The 16,650-nt window shown below is 63.5% G+C and carries 22 protein-coding genes and 1 pseudogene; 11 read left to right on the top strand and 12 right to left on the bottom strand.

Annotated elements, in window-relative coordinates; all coding sequences use genetic code 11:
- Positions 1-3: 3 nt before the first annotated feature.
- From B208_RS0100190 to B208_RS0100175, 4 genes are read right to left on the bottom strand one after another with little or no spacing between them, the layout of a single operon-like run.
- Positions 4-186: an RNA-protein complex protein Nop10 gene (locus B208_RS0100190; RefSeq protein WP_007978250.1), complete on the bottom strand. Its 183-nt coding sequence runs from the start codon at positions 184-186 to the stop codon at positions 4-6.
- Positions 183-983 (bottom strand): translation initiation factor IF-2 subunit alpha, encoded by an 801-nt coding sequence (locus B208_RS0100185; RefSeq protein WP_007978248.1) that lies wholly within the window; start codon positions 981-983, stop codon positions 183-185. Before B208_RS0100185 ends, B208_RS0100190 begins: the two co-directional genes overlap by 4 nt.
- A complete protein-coding gene (locus tag B208_RS0100180) occupies positions 980-1,153 on the bottom strand; it encodes a 30S ribosomal protein S27e (RefSeq protein WP_007978247.1) in 174 nt (57 codons plus the stop codon). The genes B208_RS0100185 and B208_RS0100180 overlap by 4 nt, the downstream gene beginning before the upstream one ends.
- 4 nt (positions 1,154-1,157) lie before the next feature.
- A complete protein-coding gene (locus B208_RS0100175; RefSeq protein WP_007978245.1) occupies positions 1,158-1,439 on the bottom strand; it encodes a 50S ribosomal protein L44e in 282 nt (93 codons plus the stop codon).
- Between the two features lie 169 nt (positions 1,440-1,608).
- Between B208_RS0100175 and B208_RS0100170 the strand changes: the two genes are divergently transcribed.
- From B208_RS0100170 to B208_RS0100150, 5 genes are all read left to right on the top strand, one after another.
- Positions 1,609-2,511, top strand: a complete 903-nt coding sequence (locus tag B208_RS0100170) for a hypothetical protein (protein ID WP_049805627.1) — start codon at positions 1,609-1,611, stop codon at positions 2,509-2,511.
- Positions 2,512-2,522: 11 nt separating this feature from the next.
- Positions 2,523-3,422 (top strand): alpha/beta hydrolase, encoded by a 900-nt coding sequence (locus tag B208_RS0100165; RefSeq protein ID WP_007978241.1) that lies wholly within the window; start codon positions 2,523-2,525, stop codon positions 3,420-3,422.
- 92 nt (positions 3,423-3,514) lie between these two features.
- Positions 3,515-3,784: an HAH_0734 family protein gene (locus tag B208_RS0100160; protein ID WP_007978239.1), complete on the top strand. Its 270-nt coding sequence runs from the start codon at positions 3,515-3,517 to the stop codon at positions 3,782-3,784.
- Positions 3,785-4,145: 361 nt separating this feature from the next.
- On the top strand, positions 4,146-5,312 hold the full coding sequence (locus B208_RS0100155; protein ID WP_007978238.1) for a thiolase domain-containing protein: 1,167 nt from the start codon (positions 4,146-4,148) through the stop codon (positions 5,310-5,312).
- A complete protein-coding gene (locus B208_RS0100150) occupies positions 5,309-5,686 on the top strand; it encodes a Zn-ribbon domain-containing OB-fold protein (RefSeq protein WP_007978236.1) in 378 nt (125 codons plus the stop codon). The genes B208_RS0100155 and B208_RS0100150 overlap by 4 nt, the downstream gene beginning before the upstream one ends.
- Here B208_RS0100150 and B208_RS0100145 read toward each other — a convergent pair.
- From B208_RS0100145 to B208_RS0100130, 4 genes and pseudogenes are all read right to left on the bottom strand, one after another.
- Positions 5,663-6,601 (bottom strand): alpha/beta fold hydrolase, encoded by a 939-nt coding sequence (locus B208_RS0100145; RefSeq protein WP_007978234.1) that lies wholly within the window; start codon positions 6,599-6,601, stop codon positions 5,663-5,665. The genes B208_RS0100150 and B208_RS0100145 overlap by 24 nt on opposite strands.
- A 44-nt stretch (positions 6,602-6,645) precedes the next feature.
- A pseudogene (gene meaB, locus B208_RS0100140) lies at positions 6,646-7,645 on the bottom strand (methylmalonyl Co-A mutase-associated GTPase MeaB).
- A complete protein-coding gene (locus B208_RS0100135; RefSeq protein ID WP_007978231.1) occupies positions 7,642-8,058 on the bottom strand; it encodes a cobalamin B12-binding domain-containing protein in 417 nt (138 codons plus the stop codon). The pseudogene meaB and the gene B208_RS0100135 overlap by 4 nt, the downstream one beginning before the upstream one ends.
- 99 nt (positions 8,059-8,157) lie before the next feature.
- Complete coding sequence (locus B208_RS0100130; protein ID WP_139025490.1) at positions 8,158-8,778, bottom strand: hypothetical protein; 621 nt, start codon at positions 8,776-8,778, stop codon at positions 8,158-8,160.
- 126 nt (positions 8,779-8,904) lie between these two features.
- Here B208_RS0100130 and B208_RS0100125 point away from each other — a divergent pair, with 126 nt between their 5' ends.
- The 3 genes from B208_RS0100125 (at position 8,905) to B208_RS0100115 (ending at position 10,391) form a co-directional block, all read left to right on the top strand.
- Entirely contained in the window at positions 8,905-9,492 is a 588-nt protein-coding gene (locus B208_RS0100125) for a DUF420 domain-containing protein (protein ID WP_007978227.1), read from the top strand.
- Positions 9,493-9,567: 75 nt separating this feature from the next.
- Positions 9,568-9,774, top strand: coding sequence for a hypothetical protein (locus B208_RS0100120; protein WP_007978224.1), 207 nt, complete (start codon positions 9,568-9,570; stop codon positions 9,772-9,774).
- The gene (locus tag B208_RS0100115; RefSeq protein WP_007978223.1) at positions 9,771-10,391 is read left to right on the top strand and encodes a hypothetical protein; all 621 of its coding nucleotides are present in this window, start codon (positions 9,771-9,773) and stop codon (positions 10,389-10,391) included. Before B208_RS0100120 ends, B208_RS0100115 begins: the two co-directional genes overlap by 4 nt.
- Before the next feature lie 5 nt (positions 10,392-10,396).
- Here B208_RS0100115 and B208_RS0100110 read toward each other — a convergent pair whose 3' ends face one another.
- The 4 genes from B208_RS0100110 to B208_RS0100090 all read right to left on the bottom strand — a co-directional run bounded on the left by B208_RS0100110 (position 10,397) and on the right by B208_RS0100090 (position 14,317).
- A complete protein-coding gene (locus tag B208_RS0100110) occupies positions 10,397-11,158 on the bottom strand; it encodes an ABC transporter permease (RefSeq protein ID WP_007978221.1) in 762 nt (253 codons plus the stop codon).
- Positions 11,155-12,093 carry an ABC transporter ATP-binding protein gene (locus B208_RS0100105; RefSeq protein WP_007978220.1) on the bottom strand — a complete coding sequence of 313 codons (939 nt, stop codon included), beginning with the start codon at positions 12,091-12,093 and terminating at the stop codon, positions 11,155-11,157. The genes B208_RS0100110 and B208_RS0100105 overlap by 4 nt, the downstream gene beginning before the upstream one ends.
- A 182-nt stretch (positions 12,094-12,275) precedes the next feature.
- Positions 12,276-12,938: a DUF7546 family protein gene (locus B208_RS0100095; RefSeq protein ID WP_018128635.1), complete on the bottom strand. Its 663-nt coding sequence runs from the start codon at positions 12,936-12,938 to the stop codon at positions 12,276-12,278.
- A complete protein-coding gene (locus tag B208_RS0100090) occupies positions 12,935-14,317 on the bottom strand; it encodes a heme o synthase (RefSeq protein WP_007978214.1) in 1,383 nt (460 codons plus the stop codon). Before B208_RS0100090 ends, B208_RS0100095 begins: the two co-directional genes overlap by 4 nt.
- Before the next feature lie 109 nt (positions 14,318-14,426).
- On the opposite strand from B208_RS0100090, the gene coxB reads away from it, so the two are divergent.
- From coxB to B208_RS0100075, 3 genes are all read left to right on the top strand, one after another.
- Positions 14,427-15,215 (top strand): cytochrome c oxidase subunit II, encoded by a 789-nt coding sequence (gene coxB / locus B208_RS0100085; RefSeq protein ID WP_007978212.1) that lies wholly within the window; start codon positions 14,427-14,429, stop codon positions 15,213-15,215.
- A gap of 112 nt (positions 15,216-15,327) precedes the next feature.
- Positions 15,328-16,191, top strand: a complete 864-nt coding sequence (locus tag B208_RS0100080) for a cytochrome c oxidase subunit 3 (protein ID WP_007978211.1) — start codon at positions 15,328-15,330, stop codon at positions 16,189-16,191.
- A 150-nt stretch (positions 16,192-16,341) separates the two neighbouring features.
- Positions 16,342-16,623 (top strand): DNA-directed RNA polymerase subunit L, encoded by a 282-nt coding sequence (locus B208_RS0100075; RefSeq protein ID WP_007978209.1) that lies wholly within the window; start codon positions 16,342-16,344, stop codon positions 16,621-16,623.
- Positions 16,624-16,650: the final 27 nt, after the last annotated feature.

Here is a 16,650-nt window from a genome sequence, read left to right as displayed (position 1 = left end):
ACCTTATTCGTGGGCGCGCCGCTTAAGTGCGCGTCGGTACTCCCCGTACGGGTCGTCGGGGTCGAACGGTGCGGGTGCGCTGTTTACGGCCTCGGCTCCGCACTTCGGACACGTCGCAGAAAGGGTGTACACCGGGCGGTCGTGTTCGGCGTTCCACGCGGAACACACCCGGATGTTCGATTTCATTCGTCGTCGGTGTGACGTTCGCGGTGGAAGTCGGCGGTGCCGGAAATGCCTTCCATCACGACCTCGGCACGACGGACGCTCTCTTCGAGCTGGGACTCCGCCGTCTTGTAGTTCGGTGCCTTGACGCGAACCCGGTATTCGGGCGCACCGACGTAGGTCACGTCGAGCTCCACTTCGTCGGGAATGTCGCCGTTGCCTTCAGCGGCCTTGAGCGCTTCCTTGATGCCGTCAACGCCGTCCTTCCCCGGATTGCGGAGGTCGACGTAGCCGGTGACGGTGACGTAGGGAACCGAGACGTTTTCCCGGGCGGTTTCGACCAGTCGCTCGACGTCCTCGTCCGCGAGGTCGGTGTCGTCGAGCGCCTCAGGACCGTGGATTGCCGCCTGTTCGAAGCCGTCGTAGATGCTGCCGAACTCGGCGAGGAGTTCGTTTGCGACGTGCGTGTACTGCTCGTCGCCCATGTCCTCGCCGAATGCGAGCGACATCCACTTATCGGCCTTCTGCTCGTTCTTCCAGTCCTGAATCTTATCGCTGTGCTGATGTTCGTTGACGTCCTTGATGGAGAGGTCTATCTGCTGTGACCCCTCGTCCACGTCGAGCACCTTGCAGACGACGGTCTGTCCGGTGTTCACGTGATCGCGGACGTTTTTGATCCAGCCACTGGCGACCTCGCTGACGTGAACGAGACCACGCTTGTCCTCGTACTCTTCGAGGTCAACGAAGACCCCGAAGTCCTCTATCTCGTCGACCTTACCGACGACGAGTTCGCCAGTGTCGGGCCAGCCACTGTATTTCATCGGGATGCTATGGTTTCCACAACGTCGCCGTCGATTTCGGCCTTGCCGCCGGTCGGCGTGGCGAGCTTGTGACCGCAGACGACGCAGTTGATTTCGCTTGCCGCCTTTCCGAAGACGGTCTGTTCGTTCTCACAGTCCGGGCACTGCACTTTGTAGAAGTTTCCTGCCATTGTTTTACTCCTGGAATTCGAGTCGGCCAGCACGCCATCCGGGACGGAGGTGTGCTTTGCCACACTCGCTGCAACGGTACTTCAAGTCGGTCTTCTTCGTCGGTTTGTCCCCACCGGGTACCTTCGAGAAACCACCGGCGTTACCGATGACGGCTTTGCCGCGCTTCTGCTGGCGAGCGTCCCACTTCATGCCGGTTCGTCGGCCGGAGCGGACCTTCTCGACTTCGTGTTCGTGGTGCGAGTGGCAGTGCGGACAGTACGTGTTAAATCGACGTGGCATCTGCATAGATATCGACCTTACGGAGAAATTGCGCGTCGGGACTTAAAACCCGTTTGGTTTCCGCTTCGGGAGAGCGAGAACACGGATATATAGTTCTCCCCGTGAGTCAGTTTTATTCTATTATAGAAATAAAAATTTTGAAGTCGAGAGGTGCTGAAAGAGCGTGTGGACATCGATGACAAACATCAATCGACGACGATTTCTCAAGCGAACAGGCGTGACGGCGACCGGACTCGCGGTGCTCGGGGCGGGGACCGCGAGCGCTGAACGGTACGGCATCCCCATCGTCTCGACGCGGGGTCACTTCGACGACGACGGCAACCTCACCGCGGGCCACACGCAGACGGGGTACGACACGACGGGCGACGTGCCGGGCGTCGATACCGGCTGTGTGGACGAACTGACCGTCTTCATCCACGGCTGGCACAAATCCGGCGATACGCCCGAGCAGAACGCGAAGGACAAGTTCCTCTCGGCGAAGAACAACCTCGAAGCCGCGGGCTACGACGGCGCGCTCGTCGGCTATTCGTGGGACAACGACGCCGGCGGCGGTGTCGACTTCGGCTGGGGCGAAGCTCAAACCGTCGCGCAGAAAAACGGCGTCAAACTCGCGCAGTTCGCCGTGGACCTCAAATACTACTGTCCGAACGTGACGCTCCGCTTTTCCAGTCACTCGCTCGGCGCGCAGGTGCTCTTGAGTTCGCTTCGCTCGCTCGACGTGACCTCGTGGTGGACCGACAGGGGTTACGAGGTGGACTCCGTTCACATGCTCGGCGCGGCACAGGACAACGAAGCGCCGACCACGGAGTGGATGGACACCTACAACGCCATCACGAACCAGACGACGGCGACGTTCAACTACCACAACGAGGCCGACGACGTGCTCCAGTGGGTGTACAACACCATCGAGTTCGACCAAGCGCTCGGCGAGACGGGGTACGAGGACGGCAACACCCCCGCCCCGAACTACGTCGAGTACGACGCGACCTCGCAGGTCGGCGACGACCACTCGAACTATCTCGACACCCTCGGCGACGAGATGGTTTACCACATGAACAACGTCTCGTCCTACGTCTGAGGTGACTCGACATGAAAGAATTCACCCGCAGACGATACGTGCAAAGCGCGACGGCGGCGACCGCGGGCCTCGGCGTCCTCGGCGCGGCCGGGGTTGCGTCGGCCAGCGGCTATTCGGTCATCTCGACCCGCGGTCACTACAGCGGCGATGGCGACCTCAACTCGGGCTACTCGGTGTTGGACTACGAGACGGACGGAAGCGTTCCCGGCGAGGACACCGGATGCGTGAGCGAACTCACCGTCCACGTCCACGGCTACGACAACGACGAGCAGACCGCGCTGACCAACTTCCAAGAGGCCTACGACAACCTCATCGGCGCGGGGTACGGCGGCGAAATCGCGGGCTTCACGTGGGATTCGAACGCTCCCAACAAGTACGACCCGCTCGACTGGGGCGGCTTCGGCACCGGACAGGAGATCGCCCAACAGAACGGCTACGCGCTCGCGCAGTTCGCGCTCAACTACAAGTACTGGTGTCCGAACAGCGACCTCCGGCTCACCTGTCACTCCCTCGGCGCACAGGTGGTCTTGAACGCGCTCCGAATCCTGAACGTGAACGACGATTGGAACGGTGGGAACTACCGATTCGCCAGCGTTCACATGCTCGGCGCGGCACAGGACAACGAAGCGCCGACCACGGAGTGGATGGACACCTACAACGCCATCAGCGACGAAACCGTCGCCACCTTCGGCTATCACAGCGAGGACGACAGCACGCTCCAGAACCTCTACTGGCCCCGCGAACTCGACCGCGCGCTCGGCGAGACGGGCTACGAGGACGGCAACACCCCCGCCCCGAACTACGTCGAGAACGACGTGACATCGCAGGTCGGGTCGGACCACTCGAGCTACATGGTCAACTGCGCCGACGAAATCGTGTATCACATGGCCAACGACTCCTACTACGGCTAACGGAACGCGGACGAGGAAGAAACGAGGACGAAGGGGCGACGCGGAAAGGCGGTTGCGAAGCGCTTAATTGACCGCCTTACAAATCGCCTCGTATGAAGCGGCTCATCATCCACGGGGACCCCGGTATCCGCAAGAACGCCATCATCGACTACGACGACGAAGAGCAGGTCTGTTTCTCCATCAGCCGTCAGGGCGACTGGCACGGCCCGAACGAACCCCAGTTGTGGTGCGTCATCGGTGCCGAAGAGGAACGCGGCGATTTCGAACGCCGAAACTACGTCCCCCACTGGCTCGACACCGAATCCATCGACGCCGGTGCCGTCGAAGTCGTCAAACACGCCGACGAACTCGCGGTCGAATAGTTCGACTCGATTTCGGCTTCTCCCTCTCTCCTCCCCGCACAGTCACTTCACCCACGGGACCGAACCGCTCGGTTCCCCTCGCTGACCCACGAGCGACTAGCGAGTCTCCCGCTCGGAAGCCGTGCTAACACCGCGAAAAGTGCACGACGGTACCGGTGTGCACGCCGGACGATTCCCGCGACGGTTCACGAACTGTCGATTTCCCGCCGAATCGGTCGGTTTCGAAAATTAATTACGAATTCGTCGGCACCAAACTGCCCATTCGTGCAGAAGTTCGATGGACAACCGGCTGAAATTTCTGCCATTCGCCCGGAAATCGAAAGGAGTGGCTTTCTTAACCGCGCCGCTCGTACGTTCTCCCATGACAGGCGTTCGGATTGCGGGAGTCGGATTGACTCACTTCGGGAAGCATCCCGAGCGGACCGGCAGAGACCTCTTCGCCGAAGCGAGCGACAGCGCGTTCGCCGACGCCGAGGTTTCCCGGGACGACATCGAGGCACTCTACTACGGGAACTTCATGGGCGAACTGGCCGAACATCAGGGCCACCAAGGGCCGCTGATGGCCGAGGCCGCGGGCGTTCGCGCCCCGGCAACGCGCTACGAGAGCGCGTGTGCGTCGAGCGGCGTCGCCATACGACAGGCCGTCAAGGACGTTCGGAACGGGGAAGCCGACGCCATCCTCGTCGGCGGTGCGGAGCGGATGAACAACCTCGGAACGGCGAAGACGACGGAAGCCCTCGCCATCGCGGCCGACGACCTCTACGAGGTACGGGCCGGGATGACGTTCCCCGGCGCGTACGCGCTGATGGCGCGGGCCTACTTCGAGCAGTACGGCGGTTCGCGCGAGGATTTGGCCCACATCGCGGTCAAAAACCACGAGAACGCCGTGCCGAACGAACACGCCCAGTTTCAGCGAGAGATAGAACTCGAAGAGGCGCTCGACGCGCCGATGATCGCCGAACCGCTCGGCCTGTTCGACGCCTGCCCCATCACGGACGGGGCGGCCGCCGTCGTCCTCGTCAGCGACGAGTACGCCGAGGAACACGACCTGTACGCGCCGGTTTCCGTCACCGGAACCGGACAGGGCGGCGACCGGATGGCGCTACAGGGGCGCGACCACCTCGCTCGCTCGCCCGCGGCGGAGGAGGCCGCCGAGGAAGCCTACGCGGAGGCGGGAATCGACGGCGGTGACGTGGACGTAGCCGAGGTCCACGACTGTTTCACCATCGCGGAAGTGCTGGCGCTCGAAGCCCTCGACTTCTACGCGCCCGGCGAGGGAATCGGTGCGGCGCGGCGCGGCGAGACGACCCGCGACGGCGACCGACCGGTCAACCTCTCCGGCGGCCTGAAGGCGAAGGGTCACCCGGTCGGCGCGACGGGTGCCAGCCAACTGGTCGAGATGACGCGCATCCTGCGCGGCGACCACCCCAACAGCGACGCCGTACCGGACGCGACGGTCGGCGTCACCCACAACGCGGGTGGCACGGTCGCCAGTGCGACGGTTCACGTTTTGGAGGTCGAACAATGAGCGAGAACGAACACGGAAACAGCGGCTACGACGAGTGGTTGGACGCAATCGACGAGGGCGACGCGTACTACCTCGAATGTCCGAATGGACACGGGTCGCTCCCGCCGCGTCGAATCTGCCCCGAGTGTGGCGAAACGAACCTCGAAGACACGCCGCTCCCCGAAACGGGCGACATCGACACGTACACCGTCGTCCACGTCGCAACGCCGTCGTTCGCGGACGACGCGCCGTACACGACGGCCATCGCCGACTTCGGACCGGTCCGCGTCACCGCGATGGCACCCGACGACGTGGACGTCGGGGAGTCGGTGTCGCTGACGGTCGGCGAATCGAAAACGAACGGCGACCGCCTACTGCAGTTCGAGCGGTTCTAGTTCGTCGAACAGCACGTCCAAGAACGGACCGGGGTGTTCGACGTGCGGAAGCAGTCGCGCCTCGTCGAACACGATGAGGCGCGTATCCCCTTCGTCGGCGAGTTCTTGCCCGTCTTCGAGCGGCGTGACTTTCGCGTCCCGTCCCCAGACGAGCGTCACCGGCACGTCCACCCGCGGGAGTTCGTCGCCGAGGTCGGCGTCGGGGTTGAGGTAGCCAGAGACGAACGACGCCGGAGCGAACCGCGCGCCCGGTTGGTGGGCGGTCTGCCACTCGAACTCCACGTCCTTCTCCGTGTACGACACCTCGGTGAAGTAGCCGTCACGGTCGTTGAACCGACGAATAGAGCGTTTGCTTGCGAGCGCGTTGAACAGGGCGGTCCCGACGAGCGGCGAGCGAACGAGCGTTCGAAGCCATCCGCGACGTGCCCCGGCATCGTCGGTCGGGCAAATCAGCTCCAGTTGGGAGAACGCACCCGTCTCGACCTGTGCGAGCACGGCGTAGGCCCCGGAGAGCGACGACGCGAGACAGATGGCGTCGTCCGTCATGTCGTCCGCGAAGTCCGCGACGAACGAGGAGTAGAGCGAGGCGGTGTAGTCCACCGGCGGGCGCGACGACCGGCCGAATCCCGGCAGGTCGGGCGCGATGACGTGATATTTCCGCGCGAGTTGCTTGAATATCTGGTCGAACTCCTTGTTCGACGCGGCGGCGTGGATGCCGTGGAGCAGGAGGACGTCGGGGGCCTCCGGGTCGCCCGCCTCGGTGTAGGCGACGTCGAATCCGCGCCAGCGGTAGGTTCCCTGATACCCTTCCAGCGGCGGGTCGAGCGGGTCGGCACGCGCCGCAAGCGTTCGATTGACGAGTGCTGTGAGACCGACGCCACCGGCGGTCGCCGTGGCGAGTCGTCGAAGATTCATACCTAAAAGGGGAACGCGAACGGGTTTATCCGTTATGCCAGCAATCAGTCGTGAAGACAGTCCTCGATGGGGGAAATTACCTCGGCGGCGACCGAATACGGGTCCGTCTCGCGCTCGAAGACGGATTCGACCAACTCCTCGATGCCGCCCTGCGATTCGATTTCGGACGCGACGAGTCGGTTCGCGTCCTCGCGGAGGAGCGCCCGTATCTCCTCGGCGTATCTGGTTCGCGCTTTCGCGTCGAGCATCCCCGTAGCTTCGAGAACGTCGTAGTGCTCGTCGAGCACGCCGACGAACTCCGCGACGCCCTCGCCGTCCTTCGCCACCGTCTCGACGATCTCCGGCTCCCAGTCGTACTCCACGTCGTCGCCGAACTCGGGCGTGGGTTGTCCGTCGCGCATGTGGACCATCTCGGTGAGTTCCGTGACCGTCCGGTTCGCACCCGGGAGGTCCGCCTTGTTCACGACGAACACGTCGGCGATTTCGAGGATGCCCGCCTTGAGCATCTGCACGTTATCGCCGCTCTCGGGGGGCATCAACACCGCGACCGTATCGGCGGTCTTCACGATGTCGATCTCGTTTTGGCCCGCGCCGACCGTCTCGATGATGATTTTGTCCTTGCCGAACGCGTCGAGGGCCTTCACGGCGTCCGACGTGGCGGTCGAAAGGCCGCCGAGACTGCCGCGTGCGCTCATCGACCGGAAGAACACGTCCATGTCGCCGACGTTGCTCGGCGCCCATGCGGATGCGGTCGCCGAGGACGGCTCCACCCGTGAACGGCGAGGAGGGGTCGATGGCGATGACGCCGACCGTCTCGCCGCGCTCGCGGTAGTAGTTCGCCACCTTGTCCACGAGCGTCGATTTGCCCGCGCCGGGACTGCCCGTGATGCCGATGACTTCGGCGTCGCCCGTGTGGGAGTGGAGTTCCGAGACGAGTTCCCGGTATCCGGGTTCGCGGTTCTCTATCTTCGTGATGACACGTGCCAGTGCCCGGTGCTTCCCGTCGAGGAGGTCCGAAAGCAGGTCCGCGTGCGTCGCGCTCATCGTTCGGGCGCGTTTTCGCGGACGAACTGGATAGTCTCTTCCATCGGCGTGCCCGGACCGAACACCTCCGCGACGCCGAGTTCCTTGAGTTCCGCCTTGTCGTCGTCCGGGACGACGCCGCCGACGAGGATGAGGGTGTCCTCGAACGCGTCGTACTCCTTCAGCCCGTCGATGATTTTCGGGACGAGCGTGTCGTGTGCCCCCGAGAGGATGGAGATGCCGAGGACGTTCACGTCCTCCTGTACGGCGGCCTGCACGATTTCGTCGGGCGCGTTGTGCAATCCCGAGTAGATGACTTCGAATCCGGCGTCGCGGAAGGCCCGCGCGATGACGTGTGCGCCGCGGTCGTGCCCGTCGAGTCCGACCTTGGCGACGAGGCAGCGAATCGACTGCTGTTCCTGATCTGCGCTCATACACCACCCTTCCCCGCGTTCGGGTTTCACTTTAACGGAAATACATGTGAAAAACGAATTGCGGAAAAACAAGTCCGGTTGTTGTGCGGCGGTGACCGATTACTCGTCACCCATCGCTCCCGACTCCTCAACTCGGTTTGTGAGGACCGAGACGACCTTCGCTCCCACGGCCAGCGCGACGGGCCAGACGAAATCCAGCGGGTCGGATCGGAGCGCTTCCTCGATGTTCGCTATCGTGTGGAATCCCGAGGCGTCGAGGAACACGACCGTACCGACGACGACGAGCGCGACGATGAGCACCGACTCCGCGTCCGGGAGCGCCGATTTCGGGTCGTCCCAGAAGTCGGTGTCCGTGGTCGTCGGTACGTGGTGGCTCCCCTCCTCGCGTCGCAACGTGGTCGCTCGAATCCCGAGGCCGCTCCCGATGATGGCGACGTTCACGTACAGGTTGGAGAAGACGCCGCCACCGGCGAGTTCGAGGGAGAGGCCGACGACGCAGGACGCGCCGAGCACGAGGACCGCGGCGAATTCCGGGCGCGACTGTGCGTCTCGGGCGACGCTGACCGCGAACAGCACCCCAGCGACCGGGATGAAAACGCGGAGGAGTTTCCGGGCCGCGTCGCTGTCGGTGAGGCCGGTGAAGGCCGCGAGGGCGAGCATTCCCATGAATAGGAGCAACAACAGGGCACGCGGGGAGGGAATCCTATCGAAGGAGCACATTGATATGTTCTGATACGATATCGGATACGATAATTCCTTCGGAGGTGCTGAACGTGCAGGAGCGTCGTCCTCATCGACCGGGAACGAAGCGAAGCCACCTTACCCCGGCAGTCCCAATCGCCGACCATGGCTACGGCGAACGCGCGACAACGAGCGCGGGAGAGTCCGGTGAAAGTGACGGCAGTCCTCTCGGTTATCGGGTACGTTCTGGTTCTCGGGACGTTCGCGGGCATCCTGCCGATTTATCCGTCCATCGGACGGGGAACCGTCAACCTGCTCTCGGACGCCATCGCGGTCGTCAACACGGTGGCGACCGTCTCGCTCGCGCTCGGTTGGTACTGGATTCGCAACGGCGAAGTCCAGAAACACCGCGCCGCGATGATAACGTCGTTCAGTCTCATCCTCGTCTTCCTCGCGCTCTACCTCACGAAGGTCGGTGGGAGCGGCGGCGAGAAACACATCCTCGTGGAGGGATTCGTCTACTACGCCTACCTCATCATGCTGGCGATTCACATCATCCTCTCGGTCGTCTCCGTTCCGGTCGTGCTGTACGCCCTCGTGCTCGGACTCACCCACACGCCCGCCGAACTCCGCGAGACGGCGCACGCGAAGGTCGGCAAAATCGCGGCCTCGGCGTGGATTCTCTCGCTCTCGCTCGGCGTCATCACCTACGTCATGCTCAATCACATCTACGGCTGGACGATTCCGGCGTAACCTGCCCCCGCCTCCTTTTCATCAAGTCGAACTGTAGGGAAACAGTGACATCGCCGACGGCCGTACTCCCATCCGATGGACGACGACGGCGAACCCGAGGCCGAGGACGCAGCACAGGCGCGGGCTATCCTCGACGCCTTCGACACCGTGGACCGCGAACGAATCGTGGACGAACTCACGGCCGCGATGGTCGAACTCCACGACGTGGCGACGACAACCGAGTCGGACGCGGTGTCGGACGCGGACGCTACCGCGGAGGACGGGCCGAACGCGAACGAATGACCCGAGACGATAGCGTCCGAACCGACCGCGGGGAACTCGTCGTCCGGGACGGCGAAGTCAGGATGCGGACGACTCCGCGCGGCGCGTTCCGAGAGGAGTACCTCGGTAACTGGACGGACAGAGGTCTCCTTCGCCGCGGGTTGTACGTCGTGACGACGCTGTTCACGGTCGGAACCTTCGCCGACATGGTTCGAGACGTGTTCGGGTTCTCCGACCGGTTGCTCTCGGTCGGAACCATCGTCTCGCTCGGCGTCGTTCTCGTCGCCACCATCGGACTTCGATGGTCGATTTCGCGGCTCCGACGGGATTCGACGATACCGCTCTCCGCGATACGCGAGGTCGAACGGGAGCGGGCGAACGGGAAACGGGACGGCGAGGACGGAACGGAGGTGCCGACACTCAGGCTCATCCACACCCCGGAGGGCGACGACGACGAGACGGAAATCGAATTCCCGAGCGAGGAGGCGGCCGGACGGGCGGCGCAGTTGCTTCGCTACAAGGGAATCCACGTTTTCGACCTCGACGATTGGAGTCGCCGAACCGAAATCGAGGGGAGTCGAGACGGAAATCGGAGAGAAAAGCTGGAGACGGAAACGGGTCGTGTAGAATCTCGATAGTATGCTCAGTCCGTCTCGGGAATCGCGTACGCTCCGGCGAGGAAGAACGCCACCGCGAGCACCGCGAGGACCACCAAGTCGCCGCCGCTCGACCCGCCGGAGTAGGTCAAAATCCGCACGCCGCGTGCGAAGTAGGTGAGCGGCGAGAGGTTCATCACCGGTTGGAACCACGACGGCAGGAGGTCAGGCGTGACGAAGGTATCCGAGAGGAAGAGGAGCGGGAGGGCGATGGCGTTGCTGGCGGCGATAACGCCGTCCGCCGACCCGGCGAAACTACCGAGGAGCGCGCCGAGGCCGCAGAACAACCCGACCGCGAGCGCGATGAACACCGCGACGAGGGGCAACGCGCCGAACGAGACGCCCGCGTTCGTCACGAGCGCCATCAGCGCGAGGATGATGATGCCCGCCAGTCCGATGATGACGACGTTGACGAGCGTGTGGGCGAGCAACCACTCGGCGCGGGTGAGCGGCGTCGTCGCCAGCTTTTCGAACCGGTTTGACTCGCGGTGACGAGATACCGAACTCCCCACACGTGAGAGGGGCGTGAACAGCACGACGACGGCGAGATACCCCGGCAGGTAGTACGCCGCCGGTTTCGAGAACAGGCCGCCGGACCCGCCGGACCCGGGGTTCGTCTGCACCAGCACCGCGAAGATGAGGATGAGGATGACCGGGAAGAAGAACGTGAAGAACACCGCGGTACGGCGACGGAGGAACGACCGCCACGCCGCACCGGCCTCCGACCGAACGCGGCCGACCGACGTCATCGGTCACCTCCGGCGATTGCGGCCTCGCCAGCGCGTCTCGTCGCCTCCGGGCCGAGCGACGCGCCCGTCAGTCGAAGGTACACGTCCTCCAAGTCGGGTTCGGTCCACGTCAGCGACTCGTACTCCACGCCACGCGCGTTCAAATCCGAAACGACCTCGCCGATGTCGGCGGGCGTCACGCCGTCGAAGACCAGTCCGGATTCGGTTTCCTCGACCGTATAGCCCATCTCGACAGAGGTGCGCGGTGTCGCCGTCTCCACGACGAGGCGGCTCTCGCCGCCGTGTTCGCCGATGAGCGATTCGGGCGTGCCGACGGCGACGATTTCGCCGTCCGCGAGCAGGCCGACGCGGTCGGCCAGTTGCTCGGCCTCGGCCATGTAGTGGGTCGTCAGGAACACCGTCGTCCCGCCCGCCGCGAGGTCCTCGACGAGCGACCAGAGCGCGCGGCGTCCCGCCGGGTCGATTCCCGTCGTCGGTTCGTCCAGAAACAGGATGTCTGGGTCGTTGACCAGCGTCGCGGCCACGCACACCCGGCGTTGCTGTCCCCCGGAGAGGTTCTCGTACCACGTGTCGCCGGTGTCGGAAAGTCCCACGTCCGCGAGCGCGTCGTCGGGGTCCCGAGCACCGTCGTACAGTCCCGCGTAGTACGCGACGAGCTCCCGCGCCGAGAGGCGAGCCGGCGGGTCGAACGACTGTGGCAACAGACCGACCCGCGATTTTTCGACGGAACCGGGCGGAACACCGAGGACGGAGACGCTCCCGCCGTCGGGAGTCGTCGTCCCGGTCAGTGACCGGATGAGCGTTGTCTTGCCCGCACCGTTCGGCCCGATGAGCGCGAACACCTCGCCCGCGCCGACCGAGAGGGAAACACCGTCCAGTGCGACGGTATCGCCGTACTCCTTCCGAACGTTCTCGGCGACGAGTGCGTCGGACATGTCCCAAACTTCTCGCCGTTCCTAGGTAAGGAGTTCGATTCGACCACCACATGTTTCGTATCACGACTTTCTCAAAAGAAAAGACGACGGAGAGCGAAGACGGCTTCGTCGCCGGACGAACGACACGTACCGAGGGAGAAACGACGCCCCGGACGGCGGCCGATGCTCGGAGATGAGTGTCGTCACCGAATCGTCGGCCGCCAGTACAGCAACGCAACGGTCACGACGAAAACGACCGTCGAGATGTCGTAGGACCCCGACGAAACCGTGGCGGCGAGTCCCGACCCGGCCCCGGCGACTCCCGTGACGAGCGACGCCACGATGGGCCACGAACAGCTGACACAGGAGAACAGACCGAGGATGCCCGAAATCGCGGACCCGGCCGCGTCGAGGATGGTCGCGTACACGAGGTACGCGAGCGCCAGATACCCGACGAGTTTGAACGGGAGAATCGACACCCGGACGAGGCTGTTGTGAAAGAGCAACGCCGGCCCCCATCCCGGCGGCAGCCACGCGATTCGGAGGCTGCTATCGGCCATACCGGGCATCGAGTGGGCGGGACCGAACAGGCCGCCGAAGTAACCGACGAGCAGGAAGTATCCCGCCGCGACGGCGAGTCCGACCAGCTTATCGCGGTCGTTTCCCGCGATGGGGTTCGTCTTCCACACCGCGAGGACGGCGACGTTTATCCAGATGAACGGGTACAGAAGATAGCGGAGTTCGCCGCTGGTGTAGTTCGACGTGGCGAAGTACAACAGCAACGCAAACAGCTCCGCGTTCAGTACCACCGCTGCCCACAGCAACGATTCACCGCTCGGTCGGTAGCGTGCGAATGCAGTACTCATAGTACCAGTGCATCGACGACGATGGCGAGGAGAAGCGCGCCGAGGTAGGCGTTCGACGCGTGGAAGGAGCGGAACGCCGCCGTATCGTCCCGCTTGTGATGGAGTTGGACGACGGTTATGAGGAAAATCGCGCCGAAGACGACCGTCGTGACGGCGTACAGCCAGCCGAGGGTCGTCACCGTGGCGAGGACGCCCGACGCGAGGAGCGTCGCACCCAACCACAGCAGGATGTGTTTTCGGGTTTCGGCCTCCCCGCGGACGACGGGCATCATCGGGAAACCGCCGCGCGCGTAGTCGTCCTTGTACGCCAGCGCGAGGTTGTAGAAGTGGGCGGGGGTCCACAGGAAGATGACACCGGCCAACACCAGCGCGGGCAAGCCAACGTCGTCCGTGACGGCGGCCCATCCGATGAGCGCCGGAAGCGACCCCGCCAAGCCGCCGATGACGGTGTTCTGTACCGTGTTCGGCTTCAGGATGAGCGTGTAAATCACGCTGTAGAAGACGATGGCGGTCAGGCCGAAGACCGCGACGAGCAGGTTCACCGAAAGGAAGACGGCCAGCGACGCGGCGGCCAACAGCAGACCGAAGGCGATGGCGTTCCGCACCGGAATCTGTGCCGTCGCGGCCGGGCGGTCGGCGGTGCGGTTCATGCGCTGGTCCACGTCGCGTTCGAGGACGTGGTTGAACGTCCCGCTCGCGCCGATGGAGAGGACGCCACCCGTGAGCGTCGCGACGACGGTTCCGACTTCGAGGTTCGGTCCCGCCGCGAGCGCCATCCCGGCGGAGGCGACGAGACAGAGCAACCACATCAGCCGCGGCTTCATCAGCCGGAAGTAAGCGAAGGCGGTCGCCCGAATACCGGAGAGGTTCCCGGTCGTGCCCGACGCGTCGGCGGGGTCCGGGTCGGCGAAGCTCATGCCGACCGGTCCGCCGGTCTCCTCGGGTTCAAGTGTCCACGCGAGCGCGAGGACGACGCCGACGAAGATAGTCATGCCGACGACGAGGTGGACGGCGGCGAACGAGGTCGTCGTCGCGTTCGTCGCCGCGTACGCGCCCAACACGACCTGCACCGGGTAGAGCACGGCGGCGAACCCGACCGCGGCCGTCACGCGCGGTCGTGTCTCTGCGAGCAACGCCATCGCGGTCGTCGCGAGCAGACACAGGCCGACGACGAGTGCGACGGCGCGGTGCAGCCACGCGATGACGAGCTTGGGGTCGTTGAACGGGATGAACCAATGGCCGTTGCAGGCGGGCCACGTCGCACACGCGGACGCGGCGTTGACGAGCGAAGTCGTCGCACCGACGACGACCAACACGTAGACGCCGACTGCAGTCGCTGTCAGCGCACGTTCGAACCGTCCTGATGAGGAATCCTGCAATGGCACCGTTGTTTGACGATTTTATTCCCCGCGTACTTAGACTATCCGACTTTCGCCCGACGACGAAGACAGCACATATTTATGGGTCACTTCCGAAGCCTTAGACAGTATGGATTCCAAGCGGATAGCGTTCGTCGCGGCGCTCGGCGCGACGCTCCTCGCGGTCGCCGTCGATCCTGTAGCGGCGTACAGTTCGACGACCGAGAGTCTCATTCGGACGCTGAACCAACAGTTGCTGTACGCAGGGATTCCCATCGCGGTACTCGTTGAGGGTATCCTCATCTACACCGTGTGGAAGTTCCGCAACAACGACGAACCCCTCCCCACGAAAGAGAACCGACGCCTCGAAATCACGTGGACGGTCGCCACGGCAATCGTCCTCCTTTTCGTCGGCTACGCTTCCTACGGCGTGATGGCGAACCAGTACATCACGACGACGCCACAGGACACGATGCACAAGGAAGCGAACGCGGTCAACGTGGAAGTCGTCGGACAGCGCTACGTCTGGACGTACAACTACCCCGGCGAGAACATCCAGGACTCCCCCGAACTCGTCATCCCGGAGGGACGACCGGTGTACTTCAACGTCACTTCGGTAGACTGGATACACTCGTTCCACGTTCCCGAACTCGGGTTGAAACAGGACGCCATCCCGAACCAGCACCACACCATCAAGACGAAGGTCACAGAGAAAGGCACGTATCAGGTCTACTGTGCCGAATACTGTGGTGTCGGTCACTCCAACATGCTCAGTAAGGTCAGGGTCGTCTCCAACGAGGAGTACGAGCAGTGGCTCAAGCAGCAACAGAAGAAGTACCCGGCGGACGGTGGCTCGAACAGCACCTCTAACAGCACCGCGGGTAACAGCACGTCTGGCGGCAACAGCACCTCGGCCTGAAACGGTCTCTTCTTTCATTTCCGCGACGAACCGGGAGTGAAATCTCTCGAACCCCCCCTCCGCCGAGCGCCTTTGGGTGCATTTTTAGTAGTCGGGGCGTAACCGTCTCTGTATGACGGTAACGGACGATTCGACAGAGGAGCACGGCCATCACCTCCCGGCCGTCGAAGACTGGCCGAAAGGCTTCGGCGAGGCGTCGTGGTGGCCCTTCATCACCGCGATCGGCGGGGCGGGATTCTACATCGGTGCCGCGTTGTTCATTCTGGGACGCGGTGCAGATCCGATGGTCGGCCCGACCATCGGTCCCGCTGTGTTCATCGCCAGCGTCTTGGTCTTCCTCATTGGGTTGTACGGCTGGGTGTATCACGCATTCGTCAAACACTTCTGGAGCAGGGATACGCACGAAGCAGGCTCGAACGCGTTACGCTGGGGGATGATCTCGTTCCTCGGGTCCGAAATCGCGACGTTCGGCGCCGGGTTCGTCTACTACTTCTTCATCCGCACGGGGACGTGGCCCCCGACGGGTGCTGAAATACCCGACCTCGTTGGCTCGCTCGTGCTGGCCAACACGGCGCTGCTGGTCGCCAGCAGTATCACGCTCCACTGGGCACACATCGAACTGCGCAAGAACAACCGCAGTCGGTTCATCGCCGGTCTCGGCGCGACGCTCCTCCTCGGAGCCGTGTTCATCGGCGGGCAAGTGCTCGAATACTACGAGTTCATCGTCCACGAGAACTTCACGTTCACCGGCGGCGTGTTCAACAGCGCGTTCTTCGGTCTGACGGGACTGCACGGACTGCACGTGACCATGGGTGCGGTGCTCATCGGCATCGTCTTCGTTCGCTCGCTCTACGGACAGTACTCGCCGGAGCGTCACGTCTCCGTGTCGACCGTCTCGATGTACTGGCACTTCGTGGACGCGGTATGGATCTTCCTCGTCGTCGTGCTGTACGTCGGCGCGGAAATGAAGTTCTAACCGCGAATCCGTTACATTCGTTTTTATTCCATCCCCGAGTTGCGACGCCATCCAACGGGTGACGGTCGCGTTCGAACGGCGGGTGACCCCCTCGAACACGAAAACGCGCGCTTCGCAAGATTGAAACGCGACAATGGAGAATTCGGTGGTATGGAACTGCGGGTTATCGAGAAGAGCGATACGGAACTCCAAATCGAAATCGGGGGCGAAGACCACACGTTCATGAACGTGCTGAAGGGTTCGCTCCTCGAAACCGAGGGCGTCGCCGCGGCGACCTACGACCTGAACCCCGAACAGTCGGGTGGGCAGACGGACCCCATCCTCACGGTCAAGACCGAGGGGAACGTCGACCCAATCGACGCGTTGGAGGCCGGAGCACAGAACGTCAAAGACAAGACGAGCGCCTTCCGCGAAGCGTTCACCAGCGCCTGAATTTTCTCGGTTTCCGTTCTCGTCTCT

The organism is Haladaptatus paucihalophilus DX253, assembly GCF_000376445.1.
Lineage (GTDB): Archaea > Halobacteriota > Halobacteria > Halobacteriales > Haladaptataceae > Haladaptatus > Haladaptatus paucihalophilus.
This window is presented reverse-complemented; position numbering and strand designations above follow the sequence as displayed.

Excerpts from the sequence above, each read along its gene's own strand:
- B208_RS0100190 (WP_007978250.1), bottom strand. The coding sequence starts at position 186 with ATGAAATCGAACATCCGGGTGTGTTCCGCGTGGAACGCCGAACACGAC.
- B208_RS0100185 (WP_007978248.1), bottom strand. The coding sequence starts at position 983 with ATGAAATACAGTGGCTGGCCCGACACTGGCGAACTCGTCGTCGGTAAG.
- B208_RS0100180 (WP_007978247.1), bottom strand. The coding sequence starts at position 1,153 with ATGGCAGGAAACTTCTACAAAGTGCAGTGCCCGGACTGTGAGAACGAA.
- B208_RS0100175 (WP_007978245.1), bottom strand. The coding sequence starts at position 1,439 with ATGCAGATGCCACGTCGATTTAACACGTACTGTCCGCACTGCCACTCG.
- B208_RS0100170 (WP_049805627.1), top strand. The coding sequence starts at position 1,609 with ATGACAAACATCAATCGACGACGATTTCTCAAGCGAACAGGCGTGACG.
- B208_RS0100165 (WP_007978241.1), top strand. The coding sequence starts at position 2,523 with ATGAAAGAATTCACCCGCAGACGATACGTGCAAAGCGCGACGGCGGCG.
- B208_RS0100160 (WP_007978239.1), top strand. The coding sequence starts at position 3,515 with ATGAAGCGGCTCATCATCCACGGGGACCCCGGTATCCGCAAGAACGCC.
- B208_RS0100155 (WP_007978238.1), top strand. The coding sequence starts at position 4,146 with ATGACAGGCGTTCGGATTGCGGGAGTCGGATTGACTCACTTCGGGAAG.
- B208_RS0100150 (WP_007978236.1), top strand. The coding sequence starts at position 5,309 with ATGAGCGAGAACGAACACGGAAACAGCGGCTACGACGAGTGGTTGGAC.
- B208_RS0100145 (WP_007978234.1), bottom strand. The coding sequence starts at position 6,601 with ATGAATCTTCGACGACTCGCCACGGCGACCGCCGGTGGCGTCGGTCTC.
- B208_RS0100135 (WP_007978231.1), bottom strand. The coding sequence starts at position 8,058 with ATGAGCGCAGATCAGGAACAGCAGTCGATTCGCTGCCTCGTCGCCAAG.
- B208_RS0100130 (WP_139025490.1), bottom strand. The coding sequence starts at position 8,778 with ATGTGCTCCTTCGATAGGATTCCCTCCCCGCGTGCCCTGTTGTTGCTC.
- B208_RS0100125 (WP_007978227.1), top strand. The coding sequence starts at position 8,905 with ATGGCTACGGCGAACGCGCGACAACGAGCGCGGGAGAGTCCGGTGAAA.
- B208_RS0100120 (WP_007978224.1), top strand. The coding sequence starts at position 9,568 with ATGGACGACGACGGCGAACCCGAGGCCGAGGACGCAGCACAGGCGCGG.
- B208_RS0100115 (WP_007978223.1), top strand. The coding sequence starts at position 9,771 with ATGACCCGAGACGATAGCGTCCGAACCGACCGCGGGGAACTCGTCGTC.
- B208_RS0100110 (WP_007978221.1), bottom strand. The coding sequence starts at position 11,158 with ATGACGTCGGTCGGCCGCGTTCGGTCGGAGGCCGGTGCGGCGTGGCGG.
- B208_RS0100105 (WP_007978220.1), bottom strand. The coding sequence starts at position 12,093 with ATGTCCGACGCACTCGTCGCCGAGAACGTTCGGAAGGAGTACGGCGAT.
- B208_RS0100095 (WP_018128635.1), bottom strand. The coding sequence starts at position 12,938 with ATGAGTACTGCATTCGCACGCTACCGACCGAGCGGTGAATCGTTGCTG.
- coxB (WP_007978212.1), top strand. The coding sequence starts at position 14,427 with ATGGATTCCAAGCGGATAGCGTTCGTCGCGGCGCTCGGCGCGACGCTC.
- B208_RS0100080 (WP_007978211.1), top strand. The coding sequence starts at position 15,328 with ATGACGGTAACGGACGATTCGACAGAGGAGCACGGCCATCACCTCCCG.
- B208_RS0100075 (WP_007978209.1), top strand. The coding sequence starts at position 16,342 with ATGGAACTGCGGGTTATCGAGAAGAGCGATACGGAACTCCAAATCGAA.